The sequence below is a fragment of the Nonomuraea sp. NPDC047529 genome (assembly GCF_040642995.1).
In the GTDB taxonomy this organism is placed as follows: Bacteria; Actinomycetota; Actinomycetes; order Streptosporangiales; family Streptosporangiaceae; genus Nonomuraea.
Genome location: NZ_JBEYTJ010000009.1, coordinates 236591 through 261240, shown reverse-complemented (window position 1 = coordinate 261240; position 24650 = coordinate 236591). Strand labels below are relative to the sequence as shown.

25 protein-coding genes and 1 tRNA gene are annotated in these 24650 nt (G+C 71.4%); 22 read left to right on the top strand and 4 right to left on the bottom strand.

From position 1 onward, the window contains the following. Positions 1–29 precede the first annotated feature (29 nt). The gene (locus ABZ815_RS17385; protein WP_357698847.1) at positions 30–770 is read right to left on the bottom strand and encodes a dienelactone hydrolase family protein; all 741 of its coding nucleotides are present in this window, start codon (positions 768–770) and stop codon (positions 30–32) included. Positions 771–819: 49 nt separating this feature from the next. Here ABZ815_RS17385 and ABZ815_RS17380 point away from each other — a divergent pair, with 49 nt between their 5' ends. From ABZ815_RS17380 to ABZ815_RS17345, 8 genes are all read left to right on the top strand, one after another. Next, a complete protein-coding gene (locus tag ABZ815_RS17380; protein WP_357698844.1) occupies positions 820–1239 on the top strand; it encodes a MarR family transcriptional regulator in 420 nt (139 codons plus the stop codon). Positions 1240–1289: 50 nt separating this feature from the next. Next, complete coding sequence (locus tag ABZ815_RS17375; protein WP_357698841.1) at positions 1290–1505, top strand: helix-turn-helix domain-containing protein; 216 nt, start codon at positions 1290–1292, stop codon at positions 1503–1505. A gap of 3 nt (positions 1506–1508) precedes the next feature. Continuing rightward, the gene (locus ABZ815_RS17370) at positions 1509–2039 is read left to right on the top strand and encodes a Clp protease N-terminal domain-containing protein (RefSeq protein ID WP_357698839.1); all 531 of its coding nucleotides are present in this window, start codon (positions 1509–1511) and stop codon (positions 2037–2039) included. 105 nt (positions 2040–2144) lie between these two features. After that, a tRNA-Ala gene (locus ABZ815_RS17365) sits at positions 2145–2217 on the top strand. Positions 2218–2357: 140 nt separating this feature from the next. Beyond that, positions 2358–3173, top strand: coding sequence for a hypothetical protein (locus ABZ815_RS17360; RefSeq protein ID WP_357698836.1), 816 nt, complete (start codon positions 2358–2360; stop codon positions 3171–3173). Next, positions 3170–4300 (top strand): histidine kinase, encoded by a 1131-nt coding sequence (locus ABZ815_RS17355; protein ID WP_357698834.1) that lies wholly within the window; start codon positions 3170–3172, stop codon positions 4298–4300. The genes ABZ815_RS17360 and ABZ815_RS17355 overlap by 4 nt, the downstream gene beginning before the upstream one ends. Continuing rightward, entirely contained in the window at positions 4297–4938 is a 642-nt protein-coding gene (locus ABZ815_RS17350; protein ID WP_357698831.1) for a response regulator transcription factor, read from the top strand. Before ABZ815_RS17355 ends, ABZ815_RS17350 begins: the two co-directional genes overlap by 4 nt. 49 nt (positions 4939–4987) lie before the next feature. Next, positions 4988–5434 (top strand): MarR family winged helix-turn-helix transcriptional regulator, encoded by a 447-nt coding sequence (locus tag ABZ815_RS17345; RefSeq protein ID WP_357698828.1) that lies wholly within the window; start codon positions 4988–4990, stop codon positions 5432–5434. Here ABZ815_RS17345 and ABZ815_RS17340 read toward each other — a convergent pair. Next, on the bottom strand, positions 5431–6903 hold the full coding sequence (locus ABZ815_RS17340; protein WP_357698826.1) for a pyridoxal-dependent decarboxylase: 1473 nt from the start codon (positions 6901–6903) through the stop codon (positions 5431–5433). The two genes, ABZ815_RS17345 and ABZ815_RS17340, sit on opposite strands and share 4 nt — an antisense overlap. A gap of 88 nt (positions 6904–6991) precedes the next feature. Continuing rightward, positions 6992–7177, bottom strand: coding sequence for a DUF4236 domain-containing protein (locus ABZ815_RS17335; protein ID WP_352326433.1), 186 nt, complete (start codon positions 7175–7177; stop codon positions 6992–6994). A gap of 218 nt (positions 7178–7395) precedes the next feature. Between ABZ815_RS17335 and ABZ815_RS17330 the strand changes: the two genes are divergently transcribed. The 12 genes from ABZ815_RS17330 (at position 7396) to araA (ending at position 22130) form a co-directional block, all read left to right on the top strand. Further along, the gene (locus ABZ815_RS17330; RefSeq protein WP_357698824.1) at positions 7396–8145 is read left to right on the top strand and encodes a metallophosphoesterase; all 750 of its coding nucleotides are present in this window, start codon (positions 7396–7398) and stop codon (positions 8143–8145) included. Between the two features lie 440 nt (positions 8146–8585). Beyond that, positions 8586–9557, top strand: coding sequence for an ABC transporter substrate-binding protein (locus ABZ815_RS17325; RefSeq protein ID WP_357698822.1), 972 nt, complete (start codon positions 8586–8588; stop codon positions 9555–9557). Positions 9558–9609: 52 nt separating this feature from the next. Then, positions 9610–11118, top strand: a complete 1509-nt coding sequence (locus ABZ815_RS17320) for a sugar ABC transporter ATP-binding protein (protein WP_357698818.1) — start codon at positions 9610–9612, stop codon at positions 11116–11118. Further along, positions 11118–12131 carry an ABC transporter permease gene (locus tag ABZ815_RS17315; protein ID WP_357698814.1) on the top strand — a complete coding sequence of 338 codons (1014 nt, stop codon included), beginning with the start codon at positions 11118–11120 and terminating at the stop codon, positions 12129–12131. Before ABZ815_RS17320 ends, ABZ815_RS17315 begins: the two co-directional genes overlap by 1 nt. Before the next feature lie 5 nt (positions 12132–12136). After that, the gene (yjfF, locus tag ABZ815_RS17310; protein ID WP_357698951.1) at positions 12137–13111 is read left to right on the top strand and encodes a galactofuranose ABC transporter, permease protein YjfF; all 975 of its coding nucleotides are present in this window, start codon (positions 12137–12139) and stop codon (positions 13109–13111) included. Between the two features lie 209 nt (positions 13112–13320). Continuing rightward, positions 13321–14439, top strand: a complete 1119-nt coding sequence (gene chvE / locus ABZ815_RS17305; protein ID WP_357698812.1) for a multiple monosaccharide ABC transporter substrate-binding protein — start codon at positions 13321–13323, stop codon at positions 14437–14439. A gap of 61 nt (positions 14440–14500) precedes the next feature. Then, positions 14501–16030: a multiple monosaccharide ABC transporter ATP-binding protein gene (mmsA, locus tag ABZ815_RS17300; protein WP_357698809.1), complete on the top strand. Its 1530-nt coding sequence runs from the start codon at positions 14501–14503 to the stop codon at positions 16028–16030. Positions 16031–16035: 5 nt separating this feature from the next. Continuing rightward, complete coding sequence (gene mmsB / locus ABZ815_RS17295; protein WP_357698806.1) at positions 16036–17295, top strand: multiple monosaccharide ABC transporter permease; 1260 nt, start codon at positions 16036–16038, stop codon at positions 17293–17295. Positions 17296–17366: 71 nt separating this feature from the next. After that, positions 17367–18362 carry a LacI family DNA-binding transcriptional regulator gene (locus tag ABZ815_RS17290; RefSeq protein ID WP_357698949.1) on the top strand — a complete coding sequence of 332 codons (996 nt, stop codon included), beginning with the start codon at positions 17367–17369 and terminating at the stop codon, positions 18360–18362. Between the two features lie 53 nt (positions 18363–18415). Next, positions 18416–20035, top strand: a complete 1620-nt coding sequence (gene araB, locus ABZ815_RS17285) for a ribulokinase (RefSeq protein ID WP_357698947.1) — start codon at positions 18416–18418, stop codon at positions 20033–20035. Continuing rightward, positions 20032–20679, top strand: coding sequence for an L-ribulose-5-phosphate 4-epimerase (locus ABZ815_RS17280; RefSeq protein WP_357698803.1), 648 nt, complete (start codon positions 20032–20034; stop codon positions 20677–20679). Before araB ends, ABZ815_RS17280 begins: the two co-directional genes overlap by 4 nt. Next, positions 20676–22130 carry an L-arabinose isomerase gene (gene araA, locus ABZ815_RS17275; protein WP_357698800.1) on the top strand — a complete coding sequence of 485 codons (1455 nt, stop codon included), beginning with the start codon at positions 20676–20678 and terminating at the stop codon, positions 22128–22130. Before ABZ815_RS17280 ends, araA begins: the two co-directional genes overlap by 4 nt. Positions 22131–22137: 7 nt before the next feature. Here araA and ABZ815_RS17270 read toward each other — a convergent pair whose 3' ends face one another. Beyond that, positions 22138–22485: a PLDc N-terminal domain-containing protein gene (locus ABZ815_RS17270; RefSeq protein WP_357698797.1), complete on the bottom strand. Its 348-nt coding sequence runs from the start codon at positions 22483–22485 to the stop codon at positions 22138–22140. A gap of 66 nt (positions 22486–22551) precedes the next feature. On the opposite strand from ABZ815_RS17270, the gene ABZ815_RS17265 reads away from it, so the two are divergent. Together ABZ815_RS17265 and ABZ815_RS17260 are read left to right on the top strand one after the other, a co-directional pair. Beyond that, the gene (locus tag ABZ815_RS17265) at positions 22552–23757 is read left to right on the top strand and encodes an FAD-binding protein (protein ID WP_357698945.1); all 1206 of its coding nucleotides are present in this window, start codon (positions 22552–22554) and stop codon (positions 23755–23757) included. A gap of 91 nt (positions 23758–23848) precedes the next feature. Beyond that, entirely contained in the window at positions 23849–24640 is a 792-nt protein-coding gene (locus tag ABZ815_RS17260; protein WP_357698795.1) for an LLM class flavin-dependent oxidoreductase, read from the top strand. Positions 24641–24650: the final 10 nt, after the last annotated feature.

Genomic DNA, 24650 nt, shown 5'->3' with positions numbered 1-24650 from the left:
CGGCCCTGACCGCGCGCGGCTCCTGCGGGTCAGGCTCTGGCGGCCAGGAAGGTGAGCACCCGCCGCCACGCGTCGGCGCAGACCGCCTCGTGCTCCTCGCGGGCCTCGTCGAAGAACCCGTGCGGGGCGCCCGGGTAGACGACGATCTCGTGCTCGATCCCGGCCTCGGTCAGCGCGTCCCCGAACTCCGTCACCTGCTCGGCCGGGATGCCCTCGTCGGCCCCGCCGAACAGGCCGAGGATCGGCGCGCCCAGCTCGGCCGCGTGCTGGGTGGGCCCGGGGCCGTACGGCCCGGCGATCCCCGGCGCGCCGTAGAACCCGATCACGCCGGCGAACCCGAACCCGGGCGCCGAGGCGAAGAACGCGTTCCGCCCGCCCATGCAGAACCCGAGCGCCACGGCCGGCCCGCCCAGGTGCCCGGCCGCGGCCCGCAGGTCGGCCTGGATGTTCTCCCTGGTCAGCTTGGGGATGTGGGCCATGACCTGGAACGACTCGCCCCGGTCGTCGTCGGCGGCGGTCCGGCCGTAGTAGTCGATGGCGACGGCCGGGTGCCCCTGCTCGGCCAGCCGTACGGCGAGCTGCTTGTAGAAGCCGTGCAGGCCGCGGACGTCGGGGAGGATCACGACGCCGGGGCCGCTCACCCGGTCGGGACGGGATTCGTAGGCGGCGAACGACGTGCCGTCGGCGGAGGTCAGGCGGAGGTCGGCGGATCGGGTGCCGGTGATCGGCGGCTGTGGGCGCGGTGGGGCGGCGTCGTTGTCGTAGCACATAGTGCCGGGAAACTACCAAAGCTGGATTGATAAAGCTAGACTTGGTTTCGTGCTAGCCAAGGATCTGCGGATCTCGGTCGGGCGGCTCGCCCGCCGCATCCGGCAGCTTTACACCAACGCCTCCGGCGACGACGTCTCCTTCACCGAGCTCGCCGTGCTCTCCCGCCTCGACCGGGACGGGCCCCACACCTCGGCCCAGCTCGCGCACCTGGAACGCATCACCGCCCAGGCGATCGGCACCGTCCTGGGCGGCCTCCACCAGCGGGGCATGGTGGCCCGCGAGCCCGATCCCGCCGACCGGCGACGGGTGATCACCGCGATCACCGGCTCCGGCCGCGCCGCGCTGGACAGCCGCGAACAGGTGATCACCGAACGCCTGGCCGCGGCCGTCGACTCCCTCACCCCGGACGAGCGCGACCGCCTCGCCGCCGCCCTGCCCGTCCTCGTCGGCCTGGCCGAACGCCTCTGAGGCGTCAGCATATGTTGACAAATGAGCGTCTGTCAGCACATGCTGACACCATGGACGTCACCGAACTGGCCGAGGCGGCCTCCGACCGCGACCCCGGAACGGGCCTGGCCGCCGTCGCCGCGCTCAGGGCCCTGCTGGAGGAGCTGGAGGCCGTCCACGTCACCAACGCCCGCGCGGCGGGGTGGTCGTGGGAGCAGATCGCCGGCGCGCTGGGGGTCCGGCGGCAGTCCGCCCATCGCAAGCACGCCCGCAGAACGGGGAGGTAGCAGGTGTTCGACAGGTTCACAGAAGGCGCCCGACGGGCGGTGGTCCGGGCCGGTATGCTCGCGCTCGACGCCCACCGCGACACGCTCGACGCCGACCTCCTGCTGCTGGGGGTGGCCGAGGTGCGGCCGTTCTCGCTGTCGTCGTTCACCGCCTCCGGCGCCGACCTGCGTACCCGGATCGACCTGGGGGACGCGCGGGAGCTGCTGGCCACCCTCGGCATCGATCTCGACGAGGTGCGCCGCCGTACCAGGGCGGGGACGGACGCGCCCGAGCGGTGGGTCCTGCGCAGGTCCCGGCTGTGCCCGCTGCGCGTGACCCTGGACGGGCCGCTGGGCGGCATCCCGCTGGCCATGCATGCCAGGAAGGTGATCGAGGTGGCCATGTGGAAGCCGGGACCGGTCACCGGTGAACGACTGCTGTGGGGCCTGCTGGCCGACGACGCGAACGGCGCCGGCCGCCTGCTGCGCGAGGCCGGGGTCGACGTGGCCGCGCTGGCCGGGGAGGCGGGCATCCCGGTCCGCCGCGCCGCCTGACGCGCTCCCTTCCGGGCGGGCCGGAGACCTCCTCCGGTCCGCCCGGGACGCGGGATCCGGCGTGACGCGAGGGCTCCGGAAGTCCGATACACTTGGTGATCGCAAGGGGCTATGGCGCAGTTGGTAGCGCGCCTCCATGGCATGGAGGAGGTCTGGGGTTCGAATCCCCATAGCTCCACAGAAATTCAGGCGGCGTCCGCAAGGGCGCCGCCTTTTTCGTTCCCGTGCGCAGCGGGTCGTGTCAATACCTCTCAGGTCACCTCTTGGCCGGACCTCAGGGAGACGCGGGCGGCGGGCCCGGGGCGCGATCGTCGAGGCATGCCATTCCAACGACTGCAGATCTCGGCGCTGACCGTCCTCGCGTTCGTCGTGGCGCTCGCGCTCGCGCCGCTGCCGACACTGCCGTACACCACGGGGTTCGCGCCGCACTGGGTGACCATCGTGGCCGCCGTGCTGGGGGCGGTCTTCGTGGTGCGGCCGCACCCGGCGGGGCTGCTGCCCGCCCTGCTGCTGCTGTGGTCGGCGGGCGGTCTCGTGCTCGACGTCTTCCGCGCCTTCTTCGCGCTCACCGGCATCCCCGCCGGGGAGTTCGCGCAGGTAGACTGGCCCGGGATGGCGCTGCGCGGGCTCAGCCTGGCGGGCTGCGCGCTGCTGGGGGCGCTGCTGCTGCCGCGCATCCGGGTCCCCGGCGGGGCCTGGCTCGGGTACGCCGCGTTCGCCATCGGGTTCGTCTATCCCTCGGCCAAGCTCTACTGGTCGGCGGGCGGCACCTGGCTGCGCCCCGCGGACTACGGCGAGGGCTTCCCGTACGGCGAGTTGGTCATGCTGGCCATCGGGGCGGTGGGCTCGCTGGCCCTCGTCCAGAGGTGGGGGCGGTGGCTGCCGCGGCGGCTGGTGCTGGCCGGCGGTTGGACGGGCGCCGCGATGTTGACCACTATGGGTGCCATGTCTGTTCTCGGCACGCTCTCCCAGCTCCTCGGCATCACCCGGGGGCCCGTGCCGCTGTCCGAGCCCGCGACGGTGGCGGCGGTCGCGGTCGTGTACGGGAGCTGGCTGCTGTTCGGGCTGGCGGTCGCCGGGGCCACCCTCTCCTACCAGCGCACGACCTCCGGCCGGCGCCCGACGCCACGATGACGCCCCGCCGCGCCGACGTCGTCCTGGCCCTGGCCGCCGGGGTGCCGCTGTTCCCGCTCTCCCTGACGGTGGCGGTGCTGTCGGTGCCCGGGGTGCGCGCGGTCCTGCTGGCGGGGGCCTGCCTGGTGGCGCACGCGGCCGTCGCGTACCGGCGGGAGACGTGGGCGTTCCTCGTGGTGGGCGCGGCCTTCGCCGTGCAGGCGGCGGTGACCGGGTTGTTCCTCGTGCTGCCGTCGGCGGTGCTGTTCCCGCTCGCGGTCTACTCCTGCACCGCGCACGCCCGGCGTCATCCGCCCCTGGCGGTCGGCCTGGCCGGAGCGGGCGTGGCGGCGGCCAGGTTCGCGACAGACTCCAGCGTCGCGGCCGCCGGGCTGGGGCCGGACCCGTGGCTGCTGTTCGGGCTGCTGGCCGCGGTGGCGGTCGCGGCGTGGGGGCTCGGACTGTACCGGCGGACCCAGCTCGCCCACCTCGACCTGCTGCGGGAGCGGGCCCGCGAGGCCGCGACGCGGGCGGCCGCCGAGGAGCGGGCCAGGATCGCCCGGGAGATGCACGACGTGGTCGCCCACGCGCTCGCCGTCATCGTCGCCCAGGCCAGGGGAGGGCGGTTCGCGCCCGCGCGCGCGGAGGAGATCCTGGCAGCGATCGAGGAGACGGGACGCGCGGCCCTCACGGACATGCGGGCCGCCGTCGGCGTGCTGCGCGCCGCGCCGGAGAGCGGGCCGCCGCCCGGCCTGACCGGCCTGCCGGACCTTGTGGCGCGCACCCGGAGCGCCGGGCTGCCCGTGGAGGAGACCGTGCGCGGCACCCCGCACCCCCTCGGGCCGGGCGCCGACCTCGTCGCGTACCGCGTCGTGCAGGAGGCGCTGACGAACACGCTCAAGCACGCGGGCGCGGGCGCGCGCAGCACCCTCCGGCTGGACTGGACGGACGACGCCCTGCGCATCACCGCCGGTGACGCCGGCGGTTCCGCCCCCGCCGTGACACCCGGTGATGGGCGCGGCGACGGGCCGGGGAACGGGCTGGCGGGGATGCGTGAGCGGGTGACCGCGGTGGGCGGGACCCTGGACATACGGACGGAGGAGGAAGGCGGGTTCGTCGTCGAGGCCCGACTTCCGTACCGGACATGACGATCGGGGTCTACGTCGTCGACGACCAGCGGCTGGTGCGTACCGGCACGGTGATGGTGATCGACGCCCAGGACGACATGCGGGTGGTCGGGGAGGCGGGCGACGGGGTCGAGGCGCTGGCCGGGCTGCGCGCGGTGACGGCGGACGTGGTGCTCATGGACGTGCGCATGCCGCGCATGGACGGCGTCGAGGCGACCCGCCGGCTGCTGGCGTCCGCCGGCGCGCCGAAGGTGATCGTCCTGACCACCTTCGACCTGGACGAGTACGCCTTCGCCGCACTCCGGGCCGGAGCCTCGGGGTTCCTGCTCAAGGACGCCCCGGCCGAGGAGCTGCTGGCCGCGGTGCGGACCGTCCACCGGGGGGACGCGGTGATCGCGCCCTCGACCACCCGCCGCCTGCTCGACCACGTCGCCCCGCACCTTCCGGCCGCCGGGCCGGACCCGCTGACCGACCGCGAGCGTGAGGTGTTGCGGCACATCGCCTGGGGGGAGACGAACGCCGAGATCGCGGGCTCGCTGTTCCTGTCCGAGGGGACCGTCAAGACGCACGTCGGGCGCATCCTGGGCAAGCTCGGCCTGCGCGACCGGGTCCAGGCGGTCATCTGGGCCTACGAGCACGGCCTGAACCGTCACCCCTGAAGCGAATCGTTCATCTTGTGAATGATGTATTGACGCTACCATTGCGGATGTGGATGAAGCCAAGCCGGTGTCGGTGGCGGGGACGATGGCCTTCAGGATCGGGACGCTCGGCGCGATCGTCACCGAGCGGTTCACGGCCGCGATCGTCCCGCTCGATCTCAAGCCCAAGCACGTCGGCCTGATGACCCTGCTGGAGGCGCGCGGCGCGGCCTCGCAGCTCGACGTCGCCAGGGCCATGGGCGTCGCGCCGAGCCTGGTGGTGACGCTGGCCGACCACCTCGAACGGCTCGGCGCGATCTCACGGGTGCGCGACCCCGACGACCGGCGGCGTCAGGTCCTCGACCTCACCGACGACGGGCGCGCGCTGCTGGGCCGGTGCCTGGAGGTGACGCTGGAGCTCGACGCGGAGCTGACCGGCGGGCTCGGCCCGGGGGACCGGGCCGTGCTCGCCAAGGTCCTCGGCGCCCTGGCCGTGGGGGCCGGGCTGCCGATCTAGCCGTTCCGGGCGGTGTGCCGGGTCAGGGCGGCGTGTTCCCGGCCGATGTCGGCCCAGGCCTGGTCGACGTGGCGGCGTTCGGTGGCGGGGCCGCCGATGGCTATGCGGAGCACGATGCGGTCGCCGATCCTGGTGTGCGTGAGGTAGAGGGAGCCGCCCGCGTTCAGGGTCTCCATCAGGCGCAGCGTGGCCGCGTCGGCGTCGGCGGGTGACAGGCCGGGCCAGCGGGGGCGGAAGCAGACCAGGCCGAGCGGGTGCGGCTCGTGCAGCTCGAAGGCCGGGTCGGCGGCGATCCGGGCGGCCAGGTCCTGGGCCAGGGAGACGCCCTTGCGGATGTGGGCGCGCAGGCCCTCGGCGCCGTACCAGCGGATCACCGACCACAGTTTGAGCGCTCTGAAGCGGCGGCCCAGCGGGATCTGCCAGTCGCGGTAGTCGACCACCGAGCCGGTCGAGGTCGCGGCGTTGCGCAGGTATTCGGGCAGGATCGACATCGCGCCGAGCAAGGGGGCGCGGTCGGCCGTCCACAGCACGGTGCAGTCGAAGTTGGTCAGCAGCCATTTGTGCGGGTTGGTGGAGTAGGTGTCGGCGTACTCGGCCACGCCGTCGTTGAGCATCCGGAACTCGGGGCAGACGGCGGCGACCCCGGCGTAGGCCGCGTCCACGTGCAGCCACACATCGTGCTCGCGGCTCACCTCGCCGATCTCGGGCACCGGGTCGACGGCCGCCGTGGAGGTGGTGCCGACGGTGGCGCAGACCATGGCGGGCACCGCGCCGTCCGCCTTGTCGGCCGCGATCAGCTCGCGCAGGCGTCCGGGGTCCATGGCCAGCGTACGGGGGTTCACGTCGACCACCCGTACGCCGTCGGAGCCCAGGCCGGCGACGCGGGCGGCCTTCTCCAGCGAGGAGTGCGTCTGCGACGAGACGTAGATCGTGTACCGCTCGGCGATCCCCGTGCGCCCGGCCCGGCCGCCGCTCGCCCGGTGCAGGGCGGCGAGCAGCGCGACCAGGCAGGCGCTCGACGCGGAGTCCTGGATCACGCCGCCGCCGCGCGCGTCGGTCCTGAAGTGGGCGGGCAGGCCGAGCAGGCTCGCCAGCCAGTCCACCACCACGGTCTCCAGCTCGGTGCAGGCCGGGCTGGTGACCCACAGCATGCCCTGCACGCCGAGCCCGCTGGAGAGCAGGTCGCCGAGGATGGCCGGGCCGCTGGCGTTGGAGGGGTAGTAGGCGAAGAAGGACGGGTGCTGCCAGTGGGTGATCCCGGGCAGCAGGATCGTGTTCAGGTCGTCCAGGACGGCCTCGAACGGCTCGCCGTGCTCGGGCGGCTCCGCGGGCAACGCGCTGCGGATCTCCCCCGGCTCGGCCCGCGATCTGACCGGACGGGACTCGATGCCCGCCATGTAGTCGGCGATCCAGTCGACGACCTGCCTGCCGTGGCGGCGGAACTCCTCCGGGCTCATATGGGCGTTCATGCCTACAGATCATCATCCGTCCGGCGTCCCGGGAAGACGGGAACGGGCCGGACGCCGCTCGCCTCCGGCCCGTCGTTCCGGCGGGGGATCAGCGCCCGCTGAGCGTCTTGCGCCAGTGGAAGCCGCCGGGCAGATTGACCGACAGCGTACGGCGGCCGTCGGCGGTACGCGTCACCCTGAACAGCCGGTTGCCCCAGCTGTGTCCAACGCCGCCGCGGGACAGGTTCAGCCGGACCGGGCCCAGCTTGATCGTCTTGCGGTAGCTCCAGCTCATCGGACTCCTCCATCGAGGTCGTGAGAGCCCGTCAACTACCCGAGAAGCCCGCATTTATCGGGGTTTTCCGCGCCCGGGACGCTGCGATCCCCGAACGCCCAGGTCACGACTCCGGACGCGCCGAGCCACTGGTCTCGCGTTTCAGCACGGAACTGGATCTTACGACCGCTTCGGCAGGCGGCTAGCGTCGAGGACGTATCCCGAAAGGACTTCTCGTCATGCTCGTGATCGCCCATCTCAGCGACATCCACATCGGCGGCTCGGACCGGTCCGTCGAGCGCGCCGACGCCGTCATGCGTTACCTGGACGCCCTCCCGTACGACCTCGACGCGGTGCTCGTCAGCGGCGACATCGCCGACCACGGGCTGGCCGAGGAGTACGAGCAGGCGCGCAAGCTGCTGACCTCGCGCCACCCGGTCCTGGTGTGCCCCGGCAACCACGACGTCCGGGAGGAGTTCCGCCGGGTGCTGCTCGGCGAGCCGGCCGCGTCCGGGCCGGTCAACCGGGTCCACCGCACGGACGCGGCCGTCTACGTGGTGTGCGACTCCTCCATCCCCGGCCAGGACGCGGGCGACCTGGACGACGAGACGCTGGCCTGGCTCGACGGCGTGCTCGCCGGTGAACGCGACCTGCCGGTGCTCATGGCCTTCCACCACCCGCCCGTCACGCTGCACTCGGCGGTCGACACGATCATGCTGGAGCGTCCGGAACGCCTCGCGGACCTGCTGGCCGGGCATCCGGGCGTGACCGCCGTGCTGGTCGGCCACGCCCACACGGCGGCGGCCACCACGTTCGCCGGACGTCCGCTGCTCGTGGCCCCAGGCGTGGTGTCCACGCTGAGGCTGCCGTGGGAGGGCGCCACGACGCTGGCCGGCTGCGCCGACTACGCGCTGCCGCCGGGGCTCGTCTTCCACGTCCTGGACGACGACGGCCGGATCACCACCCACCATCGCGTCGTGCCGGTCTGAGGCGTACGGCGGCGGGCGGGCCGGGAGGCCGTGGGCTTCCCGGCACCGGGACGGATCGCTGCATATGGGCGCTCCTCGGGCAAGAGGCTGTTAGCGCTACCAGAAGAAGTGAGCGCTCACAGAGGCAATCGGCGCCACGTTAGGGATCGGACACCCCTGGAGTCAAGGGGTGTCCGGCGTGACGTGACCGTAATGAAGGGGACCCTTGACGGGGGTGCTTGTTAACGTTCACAGTCATGGCCAAGCCGGGAAAGGAGCGGTCGCGGGGTCGGTCCGGGACCGTCTCCGCCCGGTCGCGGCCGAGGAGGCGAGGTGGCGTCCCGCGGTCGCCGGCCCGCGAGACGGGCGCGGCCCGACGGGACCGCGCAGGCCCCCGAGACAGGAAGGCGCAGGCGGCCGACCTCGGCTGTTAGCGCTCACATGAGAAGGGAACCCCCCACGTGTTAAAGAGGATCTCGGCGCTGCTGCTCGCCGGGCTCACCGCGATGTCGGTGGCGAGCTGCGGCGGAGGCAGCGGCGGCAGCGGCGGCGGCGGCTCGATCACCATGGGCTTCGCCCAGGTCGGCGCGGAGAGCGGCTGGCGCACCGCGAACACCAAGTCCGTCCAGGACTCGGCCAAGACCGCGGGCGTGACGCTCAAGTTCTCCGACGCCCAGCAGAAGCAGGAGAACCAGATCAAGGCCATCCGCTCCTACATCCAGCAGAAGGTGGACGTGATCGCCTTCTCGCCGGTGGTGGAGTCCGGCTGGGACACGGTGCTCAAGGAGGCCAAGGACGCGAAGATCCCGGTCATCCTGACCGACCGCGCCGTCGACTCCAAGGACACCTCCCTCTACAAGACCTTCCTCGGCTCGGACTTCGTCGAGGAGGGCAAGAAGGCCGGGCAGTGGCTGGTGGAGGAGTACAAGGACGTCAAGGACCCGGTGAACATCGTCGAGCTCCAGGGCACCACCGGCTCGGCCCCCGCCAACGACCGCAAGGCCGGGTTCGCCCAGGTCATCGGCGCGGACCCGAAGTTCAAGGTCGTCGCCTCGCAGACCGGCGACTTCACCAGGGCCAAGGGCAAGGAGGTCATGGAGGCCTTCCTGAAGTCCACCCCGGACATCGACGTGCTGTACGCCCACAACGACGACATGGGCCTGGGCGCGATCGAGGCCATCGAGGGCGCCGGCAAGGTGCCCGGCAAGGACATCAAGATCATCACCGTCGACGCCGTCAAGGACGGCATGCAGGCCCTGGCCGACGGGAAGATCAACTACATCGTCGAGTGCTCGCCGCTGCTCGGCCCGCAGCTCATGGACCTGGCCAAGAAGGTCGTCAAGGGCGAGCAGGTGCCGGCCCGCGTGGTGACCGAGGAGACCACGTTCACACAGGAGCAGGCCAAGCAGGTCCTGTCCAGCCGTCAGTACTGATCGCACGGGGCCGGGCCCGGAGCCCGGCCCCTTCAGGCGGAAGGGGAGGCGCATGGCCGCACCCGGGCCGGTCCTGACGATGAACGGGATCGGCAAACAGTTTCCCGGGGTCAAGGCCCTGGACGGCGTGGACCTGCGGCTGCTGCCCGGCGAGGTGCACGCGCTCATGGGCGAGAACGGCGCGGGCAAGTCCACCCTGATCAAGGTGCTCACCGGCGTGCATCCCGCCGACTCGGGCACGATCGAGCTGGGCGGCCGGCCCGTCGCCTTCGCCGGCCCGGCCGAGGCGCAGCAGGGCGGCATCAGCACGGTCTACCAGGAGGTCAACCTCTGCCCGAACCTGTCGGTGGCCGAGAACATCTTCATCGGCCGCGAGCCGCGCAGGTTCGGGCGCATCGACTGGAAACGCGTACGGGCCAGGGCCGGCGAGCTGCTGACCAGGCTGGACCTGAGCATCGACGTCTCGGCGCCGCTGTCGGCGTACTCGCCGGCGGTGCAGCAGATGGTGGCGATCGCGCGGGCGGTCGACATCGAGGCACGGGTGCTGATCCTGGACGAGCCCACCTCCAGCCTGGACGCCGACGAGGTGCGGCAGCTCTTCCGGGTGATGCGACGGCTCAAGGAGGAAGGCATCGCCATCCTCTTCGTCTCCCACTTTCTCGACCAGATCTACGAAATTTCGGACCGTATGACGATCCTGCGCAACGGACGGCTCGTCGGCGAGTACCTGACCCGCGAGCTGCCCCAGATCGAGCTGGTCGCCAAGATGATCGGACAGGAGCTGGCCGCCCTCGAACGCCTGCACGGCGAGGCCAAGGTCTTCGACCGCCCGCTGGTCGAGGCGCGCGGACTGGGCCGGGCCGGGGCCGTCGAGCCGTTCTCGCTCACCATCCACGAGGGCGAGGTCGTGGGCCTGGCCGGGCTGCTCGGCTCGGGGCGTACCGAGGTCGCGCGGCTGCTGTTCGGGGCCGACCACGCCGGCGGCGGCGAGCTGGCCGTCGGCGGCGCGCCCGTCGCGCTGCGCACCCCGCGCGCGGCGATGAACCACAAGATCGCCTTCTGCTCGGAGAACCGCAAGGAGGACGGCCTGATCCCCGACCTCACCGTGCGCGAGAACATCATCCTGGCGCTCCAGGCCACTCGGGGCTGGACCAGGCCCGTGCCCCGCGAGCAGCAGGACGACCTGGTCGGCCGGTACGTCAAGGCCCTGCGGATCAGCCCGCCCAACCCCGAGCACCTGGTCCGGAACCTGAGTGGCGGCAACCAGCAGAAGGTGCTGCTGGCGCGCTGGCTCATCCTGGAGCCCCGGCTGCTCATCCTCGACGAGCCCACCCGGGGCATCGACGTCGGGGCCAAGACCGAGATCCAGCGCCTGGTCGCCGAGCTGTCGGACGGCGGCATGGCGGTGCTGTTCATCTCCGCCGAGCTGGAGGAGGTGCTGCGGCTCAGCCACAAGGTCGGGGTGCTGCGCGACCGGCGGCTGGTGGCCGAGCTGCCCAACGACGACGCCCTGACCACGGACGTGCTGATGGAGACGATCGCGAGCGGAGGGCGGGCCTGATGCGGCGGCTGCTGTGGCCGGTGGTGGTGCTCGCGCTGCTGCTGGCCCTGAACGTGTTCTTCACCCCCAGCTTCTTCTCCGTCCAGGTCAGGGACGGCCACCTGTACGGCAGCCTGATCGACATCCTGCGCTTCGGCGCGCCGCTGATCCTGGTCTCGCTCGGCATGACGCTGGTCATCGCGACCGGCGGCATCGACCTGTCGGTGGGCTCGGTGGTGGCGATCTCGGGCGCGCTGGCCTGCCTGCGGATCAGCGAGGACGCCGGCGTGCTCGCCGCCGTGGCGCCGGCGCTCGGGCTGTGCCTGGTGCTCGGCGCATGGAACGGGTTCCTGGTCGCGCAGGCGGGCATCCAGCCGATCATCGCCACGCTGATCCTCATGGTGGCCGGGCGCGGCCTGGCCCAGCTCATCACCGACGGGCAGATCATCACGGTCAACAGCCCGGCGTACAAGCTGATCGGCGGCGGGTATCTGCTGGCGGTGCCGTTCGGGGTGCTGCTGGTGCTGGCGGTGCTGGCGGTCACCGCGTTCCTGACCCGGCGGCTGGCACTGGGCCTGCTCATCGAGTCGGTCGGCGGGAACGGCGAGGCCAGCAGGCTCGCGGGCATCAGGTCGCGGGGGATCATCATCATGGTCTACGCCTTCGCCGCCCTGTGCGCGGGCATCGCCGGGCTCATGATCAGCTCGAACGTCTCCAGCGCCGACGGCAACAACGCCGGCCTGTGGATCGAGCTGGACGCGATCCTGGCCGTGGTGATCGGCGGCACCTCGTTGTCGGGCGGCCGGTTCTCGCTGGGCGGGACCGTGCTCGGCGCGCTCATCATCCAGACGCTGACCACGACGATCTACTCCATCGGCGTGCCGCCCGAGACGACCCTGCTGTTCAAGGCGCTGGTCGTGACGGCGGTCTGCCTCGTGCAGTCGCCGTCGTTCCGCGCGAAGGCGTTGCGCCGGCGCGTCCGGAGCGCGCCGGCCGGCTCGGCCCCCGAGGAGAAAGTGCGGGTGACCCTGTGACGACCATGACCGTGGGCCGGGTCGCGTTGCCGGCCCGGTATCTGCCCGTTCTCGTGACGGCCTGCCTGTTCGTGGCGATGTTCGTCGTGGGCGGCGTGCGGTACGAGGGGTTCGCCGGCGGGCAGGTGGTGCTCAACGTCTTCATCGACAACGCGTTCCTGCTGGTGGTGGCGGTGGGGACGACGTTCGTGATCCTGACCGGGGGCATCGACCTGTCGGTGGGGTCGGTGGTGGCGCTGTCCACGATGATCTCGGCGTCGCTGATGTCGGGGCCGGGGTGGCCGCCGTACGTGGTGGTGCCGCTGGTGCTGGCCGTCGGGGCCGGGCTCGGGCTGGTGATGGGGTACATCGTGCACGCCTTCGACATCCAGCCGTTCGTCGTGACGCTGGCCGGGATGTTCCTGGCCCGGGGGCTGTGCTACACGATCGGCACGGAATCCATCCCGATCGAGGACCCGACGTTCACGGCGTTCGCGCAGACCAGGATCGACCTGGTCGCCGGTCTGTGGATCTCGCCGAGCGTGCTCGTCGCGGTGGCGGTGGTGCTGGTGGCGGCGTACGTGCTGCACTACACCCGGCTCGGCCGGGCCGTGTACGCGACGGGCGGCAACGAGCAGTCGGCGCTGCTCATGGGCCTGCCGGTGGGACGGACGAAGATCACGGTCTACACGGTGAGCGGCCTGTGCTCGGCGCTCGGCGGCGTGCTGCTGTCGTTCTACATGCTCTCCGGCTACGGCCTGCACGCCGTGGGCATGGAGCTGGACGCCATCGCCGCCGTGGTGATCGGCGGCACGCTGCTCACGGGCGGCAGCGGCTTCCTGCTCGGCACGGTGCTCGGCGTGCTGGTGCTCGGCCTGATCCAGACGATCATCAGCTTCGAGGGCACGCTCAGCTCCTGGTGGACCAAGATCTTCATCGGTCTGCTGCTCTTCGTCTTCATCGTCCTGCAACGGCTCTTCAGTGCGCGCTCAAGGCGCTGACCTGCGAGGAGGCTGCCGCGAACGTTACCTAAAGGTTTCCGTCAGGTTAGGTCCAACCGTTGACAGAGTCTTTGTTAGCGATAACAATCAGCGGGAACGAAGCGCACGAACTTTGTTCTGATTCGGCATGTTCTGTGACTGAATCCTGTGCTCGATCGGCAGTTAACGCTCACATCCGCTGCCGCAACCCCCATTGCAAGGAGTGCCACATGAGGTTGGGACGTATCGGGGGCGTGGTGTCCGCCATCGCGCTCGCCGCGACCATGACGGCCTGCGGCTCCAGCCAGAAGACGGTCGACGCCGACGCCTCCACGTCGGCCGCCGCCGGCGGCGCGGGCGCCCTGATCGGCGTCACGATGCCCACCAAGTCGTCCGAGCGGTGGATCCACGACGGCGACAACGTCAAGCAGCAGCTCGAACAGCTGGGCTACAAGGTCGACCTCCAGTACGCGGAGAACGACATCCCGACGCAGGCCAACCAGATCGAGAACCAGATCACCAAGGGCGCCAAGCTCCTGATCATCGCCTCGATCGACGGCACCGCGATCACCTCGCAGCTCCAGCAGGCCGCCGACGCCAAGATCCCGGTCATCTCCTACGACCGCCTGATCCGCAACAGCCCGAACGTCGACTACTACGCCACCTTCGACAACTTCAAGGTGGGCGTGCAGCAGGCGACCTCGCTGCTCAAGGGCCTCGGCGTGGACGACGGCAAGAAGGGCCCCTTCAACGTCGAGCTGTTCGGCGGCTCGCCCGACGACAACAACGCCACCTTCTTCTGGAACGGCGCCCTGTCGGTGCTCCAGCCGAAGATCGACGACGGCACCCTGGTGATCAAGAGCGGCCAGAAGGACTTCAAGACCGCCGCCATCCTGCGCTGGGACCCGGCCACGGCCCAGAAGCGCATGGAGGACATCCTCACCAAGACCTACACCGGCGGCACCAAGGTGGACGGCGTGCTGTCCCCGTACGACGGCCTGTCCATCGGCATCCTGTCGGCGCTCAAGAGCTCCGGCTACGGCACCAGCGGCCAGCCCTACCCCGTCGTGACCGGCCAGGACGCCGAGCTCGCCTCGGTCAAGTCGATCATCGCCGGTGAGCAGTACTCCACCATCTTCAAGGACACCCGCAAGCTCGCCGAGCAGACGGTGAAGATGGCTGACGCGGTTCTCAAGGGCGGCAAGCCCGAGGTGAACAACGACAAGGACTACGACAACGGCAACAAGGTCGTCCCCTCCTACCTGCTCGACCCGGTGATCGTGGACAAGAGCAACTACAAGGAGATCATCGTCGGCGGCAACTACTACACCGAGGACCAGCTCAAGTAAGGGCCCGCCCCGGGGGACGGCGGTCCCCCGGGGGCACTTCCCACACCTGAGCGAGGGGCATATGACCGAGCACATCTTGCGGATGAGCGGGATCACCAAGACGTTCCCCGGTGTCAAGGCGCTGCAGGACGTCAACCTGGCCGTCCGGAGCGGCGAGATCCACGCCATCTGCGGCGAGAACGGCGCCGGCAAGTCGACGCTGATGAAGGTGCTGTCCGGGGTCTACCCGCACGGCGACTACGACGGCGAGATCACCTTCGAGGGCGCGCGCTGCGAGTTCGCCGGCATCCGCGACAGCGAGCACGCCGGGATCGTCATCATCCACCAGGAGCTGGCGCTCAGCCCGCAGCTGTCGATCGCCGAGAACATCTTCCTCGGCAACGAGCGCGCCAGGCGCGGCTTCATCGACTGGAACCGCACCAACTACGAGGCCGCCGAGCTGATGCGTCGCGTCGGCCTGAACGAGAACCCGACCACGACGGTCTCCGACCTCGGCGTCGGCAAGCAGCAGCTCGTCGAGATCGCCAAGGCGCTGTCGAAGGAGGTGCGGCTGCTCATCCTCGACGAGCCGACCGCCGCGCTCAACGACGACGACTCGGCCCACCTGCTCGACCTGCTGCGCGGGCTGCGGGACGAGGGCATCACCTGCGTGATCATCTCCCACAAGCTCAACGAGGTGACCGCGATCGCCGACTCCGTCACGATCATCCGCGACGGCCGCACGATCGAGACCCTGGACATGGCCACCGACCACGTCACCGAGGACCGGATCATCTCCGGCATGGTCGGCCGCGCGCTGGACAACCGCTTCCCGCCGCACGAGTCGACGATCGGCGAGGAGGTCCTGCGGATCGAGGACTGGACGGTCCACAGCCCCAGCCAGCCCGGCAGGAAGGTCGTGGACGGCGCCTCCCTCACCCTGCGCAGGGGCGAGATCGTCGGCCTGGCCGGCCTGATGGGCGCCGGGCGCACCGAGCTGGCGATGAGCCTGTTCGGCCGCACGTACGGCGTGCACATCTCCGGCAAGGTCTTCAAGGACGGCAAGCCGATCGAGATCCGCAACGTGCAGGACGCGATCCACCACGGCCTGGCCTACGCCACCGAGGACCGCAAGCGGTACGGCCTGAACCTCATCGAGGACATCAAGCGCAACATCAGCGCGGCCGGGCTCAAGGGCCTGGCCCGGCGCGGCTGGGTGAACGAGAACGAGGAGTACAAGGTCGCCGAGGAGTTCCACCGGAGCATGAACATCAAGGCGCCCAGCGTCAACAGCGTCGTCGGCAAGCTGAGCGGCGGCAACCAGCAGAAGGTCGTGCTGTCCAAGTGGATCCTGACGCAGCCCGACGTGCTCATCCTCGACGAGCCCACCCGCGGCATCGACGTCGGCGCCAAGTACGAGATCTACACGATCATCAACCGCCTCGCCGACCAGGGCAAGGCCGTGCTGGTGATCTCCAGTGAGTTGCCTGAGCTGCTCGGCCTGTGCGACCGCATCTACACGCTCTCCGAAGGTCGCGTCACCGGCGAGGTCCCCCGCCGGGAGGCCACCCAGGAAAGCCTCATGCATCTCATGACCAAGGGACAGGAGTAGCCCCGATGAGCAGCATCACGCCCGCCGACGTGCAGGTCGGCGCGGGAAGCGACGGGGGAGCGCCGCGGCGGCCCGGCCGGGTGTCGCTGGGCGGCCTGTCGCTGAACCTGCGTTCGAGCGGCATCTACATCGCCTTCGCGCTGATCATCGTGCTGTTCTCGGTGCTCACCGACGGCGCGTTGCTCCAGCCGCAGAACATCTCCAACATCATCGTCCAGAACTCCTACGTCCTGATCCTCGCGATCGGGATGATCCTGGTCATCATCGCCGGGCACATCGACCTGTCGGTCGGCTCGGTGGTGGCGGTCACCGGGGCGCTGGCCGCCGTGCTCATGGTGAACATGGGCCTGCCGTGGCCGCTGGCCCTGCTGATCACGGTCGCCGCCGGCGCACTCATCGGGGCCTGGCAGGGGTACTGGATCGCCTACTTCGGCATCCCGGCCTTCATCGTCACGCTGGCCGGCATGCTGCTGTTCCGCGCGCTGACCATGACCGTCCTGGGCAACCAGGGCATCGGCCCGTTCCCCGACCAGGTCCGCACGCTGGCCAACGGCTTCACCGACGGCTACCTCGGCAACGTGGGCCTCGGCCCGCTGGGCGGCGCCGACCTGTTCAGCCTGCTCATCGGCCTGGTCGCGATCGGCGGCATGGTCGCCGCGCAGTGGCGCACCCGCAACGCCCGCAGGGGCTACGGCCAGTCGGTCGAGCCGATGGCCGTGTTCGCGCTGAAGATGGCGGCCGGCGCCGCGCTGATCCTGTTCCTGGTGGTGCAGCTCGCCCGCTTCAAGAACCTGCCGTGGGTGCTGGTGCTGCTGGCCGTGCTGGTGCTGGCGTACTCGCTGATGGCCAACCGCACGGTCTTCGGCCGGCAGATCTACGCCATCGGCGGCAACCTCCAGGCGGCGGTCATGTCCGGCGTCAAGGTCAAGTCGGTGGTCTTCTGGATCTTCGTCAACATGGGCGTGCTGGCCTCCATCGCCGGCATCATCTTCGCCGGCCGGCTCAACCAGGCGGGCCCGACCGCCGGTAACAGCTTCGAGCTGGACGCCATCGCGGCGGCCTTCATCGGCGGCGCGGCCGTCCAGGGCGGTGTCGGCAAGGTCGTCGGCGCGATCACCGGCGGTCTGATCATGGCTGTCATCAACAACGGCATGTCGCTCATCGGCTCGCCCAGTGAGCGCGTGATGCTCGTCAAGGGCGCCGTCCTGCTGGCCGCCGTCGCGTTCGACGTGTGGACCAAGCGCCGGGCGGGCGCCTCCCGCTGACCGCCGCAGGTCCAGGCAGCCCCGCGAAAGGAGAACCCGTGCTACCGAGCCCCAGGCCGCGTCCGCCGGTCATGGCCGACGTGGCCAAGGAGGCCGGCGTGTCGCACCAGACGGTCTCGCGGGTGCTCAACGGCCACCCGAACGTCCGGGCCGACACCCGCGCCCGGGTCGAGGAGGCCATCACCCGCCTGGGCTACCGGCGCAACCTGGTCGCCCGCGCGCTGGTCACCAAGCGGTCGCGCACCCTCGGGGTGGTGAGCTTCGACACCACCCTGTACGGCCCGGCCAGCATGGTCTTCGGCATCGAGCAGGCGGCCAGGACCGCGGGGTACTTCGTCAGCATCGTCAGCCTGAAGTCGATCGACGCGGCCGGCGTCCGCGACGCGCTCGACTACCTGGCCGAGCAGAGCGTGGACGGGGTGGTGGTGGTCGCGCCGCAGCGCTCGGCCGCCTCCGCCCTGGACAGCCTGCCCGCCGGGGTGCCCGCGGTCGTCGTCGAGGGCGCGCACGGCGCCGACGTCTCCGCGGTCTGCATCGACCAGGTCGAGGGCGCCAGGCTGGCCACCCGGCACCTGCTCGACCTCGGCCACGAGACGGTCTGGCACGTCACCGGGCCGGCAGACTGGCTGGAGACCGAGGGCCGGGTCGAGGGCTGGCGTTCGGCGCTGGAGCAGGCCGGCCGCCCGGTGCCCGAGCCGCTGGCCGGCGACTGGAGCCCGCGCGCCGGGTACGAGGCCGGCAAGAGGCTGGCCCGGATGGACGGGGTCACCGCGGTGTTCGCCGCCAACGACCAGATGGCGCTGGGCGTGCTGCGCGCGCTCAGCGAGGCCGGGGTGCCCGTCCCCGGCCGGATCAGTGTCGTGGGCTTCGACGACATCCCCGAGTCCGAGTTCTTCTCGCCACCGCTCACCACGGTCCGGCAGGACTTCGACGTGGTGGGCCGCCACTGCATCGAGGTGCTGCTGCGGCAGATCGACGCCGGGCCGGCGGCGTACGAGCGCATGGTGGTGCGTCCCAGCTTCGTCGTCAGGTCCAGCACCGCGCCGGCCGCCGCTCCGGCGTGGTAGCCGGCAGGCGAACAGACAACTTCCTGGAGTGCAATGTGAACGCTAACAAGTTCGTGGTCGGAGTGGACTTCGGCACGTTGTCGGGGCGCGCGGTCGTCGTCCGCGTGGCTGACGGCGCCGAGCTGGGCAGCGCCGTCCACGAGTACGCCGAGCGCGTCATCGAGCACACGCTGCCCGGTGCCGGCGTGCGCCTCGGCCCCGACTGGGCGCTGCAGTCGCCGCGGGACTGGCTGGACGTGCTGCGCGTGGCCGTGCCCGAGGCCCTGGCCGCCGCCGGGGTCGCCGCCGAGGACGTGATCGGTGTCGGCACCGACTTCACCGCCTGCACCGTGCTGCCGACCACGGCCGACGGCACGCCCCTGTGCTTCGAGACGCCCGAGCAGCCGCACGCCTGGCCGAAGTTGTGGAAGCACCACGCCGCCCAGCCGCACGCCGACCGGATCAACGAGCTGGCCGCGACCCGGGGCGAGAGCTGGCTGCCGCGCTACGGCGGCAAGATCTCCTCCGAGTGGGAGTTCGCCAAGGCCCTCCAGGTCCTGGAGGAGGCCCCCGAGGTGTACGCCAGGGCCGAGCGCTGGATCGAGGCGGCCGACTGGATCATCTGGCAGCTCTCCGGCGTCGAGAGCCGCAACATCTGCACGGCCGGCTACAAGGGCGTCTTCCAGGACGGGAGCTACCCCTCCGAGGACTTCCTCGCTGCCCTGAACCCCGGCTTCTCCGGCTTCGCCGGCAAACTGGCCACCGGCGTGGTCGGCGACGACGTCAACGGCACCACCCTGGCCCCCCTCGGCGGCCTCGCCGGCGTCCTGACCGCGCGGGCGGCCGCGTGGACCGGCCTGCCCGAGGGCATCGCCGTGGCCGTCGGCAACGTGGACGCCCACGTCACCGCCGCCGCCGCGGACGCCGTGCGCCCCGGCCAGATGGTGGCCATCATGGGCACCTCCACCTGCCACATCATGCCCAGCGACCGGCTGGCCGAGGTGCCCGGCATGTGCGGCGTCGTCCGGGACGGCATCGTGCCCGGCCTGTGGGGCTACGAGGCCGGCCAGTCCGCCGTCGGCGACATCTTCGCCTGGTACGTCGACTCCTTCGGCACCGACGGCCACGAGCGCCTGACCGAGCTGGCCGAGCGCCAGGCCGTCGGCGCGCACGGGCTGGTCGCGCTCGACTGGTTCGGCGGCAACCGCTCGGTGCTGGTCGACCACGACCTGTCCGGCGTGATCGTCGGCCAGACCCTCGCCACCAGGCCCGAGGACGTCTACCGCGCGCTCATCGAGTCCACCGCGTACGGCGCCCGCATGATCGTCGAGACGTTCGAGAAGTCGGGCGTGCCCGTCGAGGAGTTCGTGGTCGCCGGCGGGCTGCTGAAGAACCGCTTCCTCATGCAGGTCTACGCCGACGTGCTGCGCCGCCCGCTGTCGGTCATCGGCTCCGACCAGGGCCCGGCGCTCGGCTCGGCGATCCACGCCGCCGTGGCCGCCGGGGCCTACCCGGGCATCGAGGAGGCCGCCGCGGCCATGGGCAAGCGCACGCGGGCGGCGTACGTGCCCGACGAGGCCCGCGCCGACGCCTACGACCGCCTGTACGCCCAGTACCGCGAACTGCACGACCACTTCGGGGACGGACGCATGCTCCACACGCTCCGCACGATCAGGAACGAGGCCGTCCAGTGAGAACCACCATCGCCAGGCTTCATGCGGAGCTGGTCCGGTACGGCCTGGTCGTCTGGACGGCGGGGAACGTCTCGGGCCGCATCCCGGGGGAGGACCTGTTCGTCATCAAGCCGTCCGGGGTCTCCTACGACGAGCTGACCCCCGAGAACATGGTCGTGTGCGACCTCGACGGCAACCTCGTCGAGGGCGCCCACGCACCCTCCAGCGACACCGCCGCGCACGCCTACGTCTACCGCAACATGCCCGAGGTCGGCGGCGTCGTGCACACCCACTCGACCTACGCCTCGGCGTGGGCCGCGCGCGGCGAGCCCATCCCGTGCGTGCTGACGGCGATGGCCGACGAGTTCGGCGGCGAGATCCCGGTCGGCCCGTTCGCGCTGATCGGGGACGACTCCATCGGCCAGGGCATCGTCGAGACGCTCGCGGGCCACCGCTCGCCGGCCGTCCTCATGCAGAACCACGGCGTCTTCACCATCGGCAAGGACCCCAAGGCCGCCGTCAAGGCCGCCGTGATGTGCGAGGACGTCGCCCGCACCGTCCACGTGTCCAGGCAGCTCGGCACGCCGCTGCCCATCGGCCCGGCCCACGTCGACCGCCTGTACGACCGCTATCAGAACGTCTACGGACAGAGGAGCCCGCGTTGAACATCTGGTTTCTGACCGGCAGCCAGGGACTGTACGGCGAGGACACGCTGCGCCAGGTGGCCGAGCAGTCGCGGCGCATCGCCGAGCAGCTTCCCGTGCCCGTGCAGTGGAAGCCCGTGCTGACCGACGCCACGGCGATCAGGCGCGTCATGCTGGAGGCCAACGCGGACGACGAGTGCGCCGGCGTCATCGCCTGGATGCACACCTTCTCCCCGGCCAAGATGTGGATCGCCGGCCTCGACGCGCTGCGCAAGCCGCTGCTGCACCTGCACACGCAGGCCAACGTCGAGCTGCCGTGGAGCTCGATCGACATGGACTTCATGAACCTCAACCAGGCCGCGCACGGCGACCGCGAGTTCGGGTTCGTGCAGACCCGGCTCGGCGTGCCGCGCAAGACCGTCGCCGGGCACGTCAGCGACCCGGCGGTCGGCGCGCGCATCGAGGCGTGGGCGCGCGCGGCCAGGGGCGTGGCCGAGGTGCGGGCGCTCAAGCTGGCCCGGTTCGGCGACAACATGCGCGACGTGGCCGTGACCGAGGGCGACAAGGTCGAGGCGCAGCTCCGGTTCGGCGTCTCGGTCAACACCTACGGCGTCAACGACCTGGTCGAGGCCGTGGACGCGGCCTCCGACGCCGACGTGTCCGCGCTGGTCAAGGAGTACGCCGAGCTGTACCGGGTGGCCCCCGAGCTGCTCGGCGAACGCAACGAGTCCCTGCGGTACGCCGCCAGGATCGAGCTCGGCCTGCGCGGCTTCCTGGAGCGCGGCGGCTTCCGGGCCTTCACCACCAACTTCGAGGACCTCGGCGGCCTGCGTCAGCTCCCCGGCCTGGCCGTGCAGCGCCTGATGGCCGACGGCTACGGCTTCGGCGGCGAGGGCGACTGGAAGACCTCGGTCCTGCTGCGCACCCTCAAGTCGATGACGCCCGGCGGGACGTCGTTCATGGAGGACTACACCTACGACCTGACGCCCGGCAACGAGCTCATCCTCGGCGCGCACATGCTGGAGGTCTGCCCGTCCATCGCCGCCGGGACGCCGTCGTGCGAGATCCATCCGCTGGGCATCGGCGGGCGGGAGGACCCGGTGCGGCTGGTGTTCGACGCCGCGTCCGGCCCCGGCGTCGTCGTCGGCCTGGCCGACATGGGCGACCGGTTCCGCCTGGTGGCCAACGAGATCGACATCGTCGCGCCGCCGGAGCCGCTGCCCAGGCTGCCCGTGGCCCGCGCCGTCTGGTCGCCGCGGCCGAACCTGCGCACCTCCACCGAGTCGTGGCTGACCGCCGGCGCGCCGCACCACACCGTGCTGTCCACCGCCGTCGGACGCGAGGAGCTCACCGACCTGGCCGACATGCTCGGCGTCGAGCTGCTGGTGATCGACAAGGACACCACGACGGCGCAGTTCGTCAAGGAGATGCGCTGGAACCAGGCGTACTACCGCCTGGCCCAGGGCTTCTAGTCCGTTCCTAGTCCTCCGGCGGCTTCTTCGGGGCGTTCCTGCGCTGCTCCTCGGCGCGTTCGCGGCAGCGGCGCAGGAACTCCTCGTCGTCGTCGGGGCTGGTGGCGGCGAAGCGCCCCGGGCGGTCGTACTCGGGGAAGGCGCTCGGGCGCGCGGCCGCCTGCGGGGCACGTTCCGGGCGGCCCGCCACGAGCCAGATGACCGAGCCGACCAGCGGGAACAGCAGGACCACGAGCACCCACACGATCTTGGGCAGGTTCCTGCAGACCGCGTCCGGCGTGGTGATCACGTCGAAGAGGCAGTAGAGCCACAGCACGAGGGTGGCCAGGCCCATGGCCTCGGACAGATACAGCACGGGGCCGAACGTAGTCACGGGCGGGAACATCGGCAAGCGAATTCGGATGAATAGGGTGAAGCCGTGATGTTGACCAACTGGGCGGGCAACACCGCCTTCCGGGCGCGAGCCGTCCACCGTCCCGCCGGCCTCGACGAGCTGCGCGGCCTGGTGGCCGCCGGCGACCGGGTGCGGGCGCTGGGCAGCGGTCATTCCTTCAACGACGTCGCCGACACCACCGGCGACCTCGTCGTGCTCGACCGCATGCCCGCGACGATCGAGATCGACAGCGCGGCGCGCAAGGTCCGGGTCGCGGCCGGCACCACGTACGCGCGGCTGGCCCAGGCGCTGCACGCGGCCGGGTTCGCGCTGGAGAACCTGGCCTCGCTCCCGCACATCTCGGTCGGCGGCTCGGTCGCCACCGCCACGCACGGCTCCGGCGACGCCAACCGCTGCCTGGCCGCCGCCGTGTCCGGGCTGGAGCTGGTCACCGCCGACGGCTCGCTGCTGTCGCTGTCACGCGGGGACGACGACTTCGCCGGGGCGGTCGTCGCGCTGGGCGCGCTCGGCGTCGTCAGCACGCTGACGCTCGATCTCGTACCGGCCTTCGAGCTGCGCCAGTACGTCCGCGAGGGCCTGACGCCCGACGCCCTCGACGGATTCGACGACATCATGGCCAACGGCTACAGCGTCAGCCTGTTCACCGACTGGCGCGACACCCGCGTCTGGCTGAAGCGCCGCGAGGAGTTCACCGACGACTCCTGGTACGGCACCCGTCCCGCTCCCGGGCCCCGCCACCCGCTGGCCGGCATGCCCGCCGACGCCTGCACCACGCAGCTCGGCGTGCCGGGCCCCTGGCACGAGCGGCTGCCGCACTTCCGCCCCGACGCCCCGCCGAGCGGCGCCGGCGACGAGCTCCAGTCGGAGTTCCTGCTGCCCCGGGCGCACGCGGTCGAGGCGCTGCGCGAGCTGTACGCCGTCGGCGACCGCGTCCGGCCGGCCCTGCGGGTCTCGGAGGTGCGCACGATCGCCGCCGACGACCTGTGGCTCAGCCCCTTCCGTGACCGCGACAGCGTGGGCGTGCACTTCACCTGGGTCAGGGACGTCGCCACCGTGCTCCCGGCGCTCGACCTGGTCGAGCGGACGCTCGCCCCCTTCGAGCCGCTGCCGCACTGGGGCAAGCTGTCCACCCGCCGGCCCGCCTGCCCCGACGACTTCCGCGAGCTGGTCCGGCGGCTGGACCCGGCGGGCAAGTTCGCCAACGACTTCGTCCGGCTACTGCTGGGGGAGTAGCGGCCCGCGCCGGGCATGCACCCGCCGTCGTAGCGGGCCACCGGTCCGGCGGACGATGTGCCCGCCGGCCCGGCGCGGCATCGTGGAGCGCATGACCGATCACCCGTTCAGATTCGGCGCCGTCGCCGGTTACGCGCCCAACGCCGAGGCATGGACCGGGCTGGCCCGCAGGGTCGAGAGCCTGGGCTTCGCCACCCTGCTCGTGCCCGACACGCTCGGGACGCTGTCGCCGTTCGCCGCCGCGGCCACGGCCGCCGCCGTCACCACGACGTTGCGCGTCGGCACGTACGTGGTCAGCGCCCCGTACCGCACGCCCGAGACCGTCGCCTGGGAGACCGCCACCCTGCACACCCTCACCGGCGGACGCTTCGAGCTGGGGCTGGGCGCCGGCCGTCCGGGCGCCGAGCAGGACGCGGCGGCGCTCGGCGTGCCGTTCGGCACCCCGGCCGAACGCGTGGAACGCCTGGCCGCGACGATCGACGCGGTCAAGGACGTGCCGATCCTGGTCGCCGCGACCGGCGCCCGCGTGCTCGGGCTGGCCGCGCGCAAAGCCGACACGGTGGCGCTCGGCGTGCCGCCGCAGCACACCGAGGACCAGGTCGCGGCCAAGCTGGACGAGCTGTACGAGCTGGCCGGCGACCGCTTCCACGACCTGGAGCTCGGCATGAACCTGGTGGCCGCGGGCAGCGAGCCGCCCGCCTGGCTGGCCGGCCGCTTCGGGCCGCTCGGCCCCGACGCCACCGGCCTGCTCACCGGCACCCCCGACGAGATGGCCGAGACCCTCCGGCGGCGCAGGGACCGCCTCGGCGTTTCGTATGTCACGGTGAACGCCCAGTTCATCGACGCTTTCGCGCCCGTCGTCGAACGCCTGGCCGGTACCTGACGCAACCTGA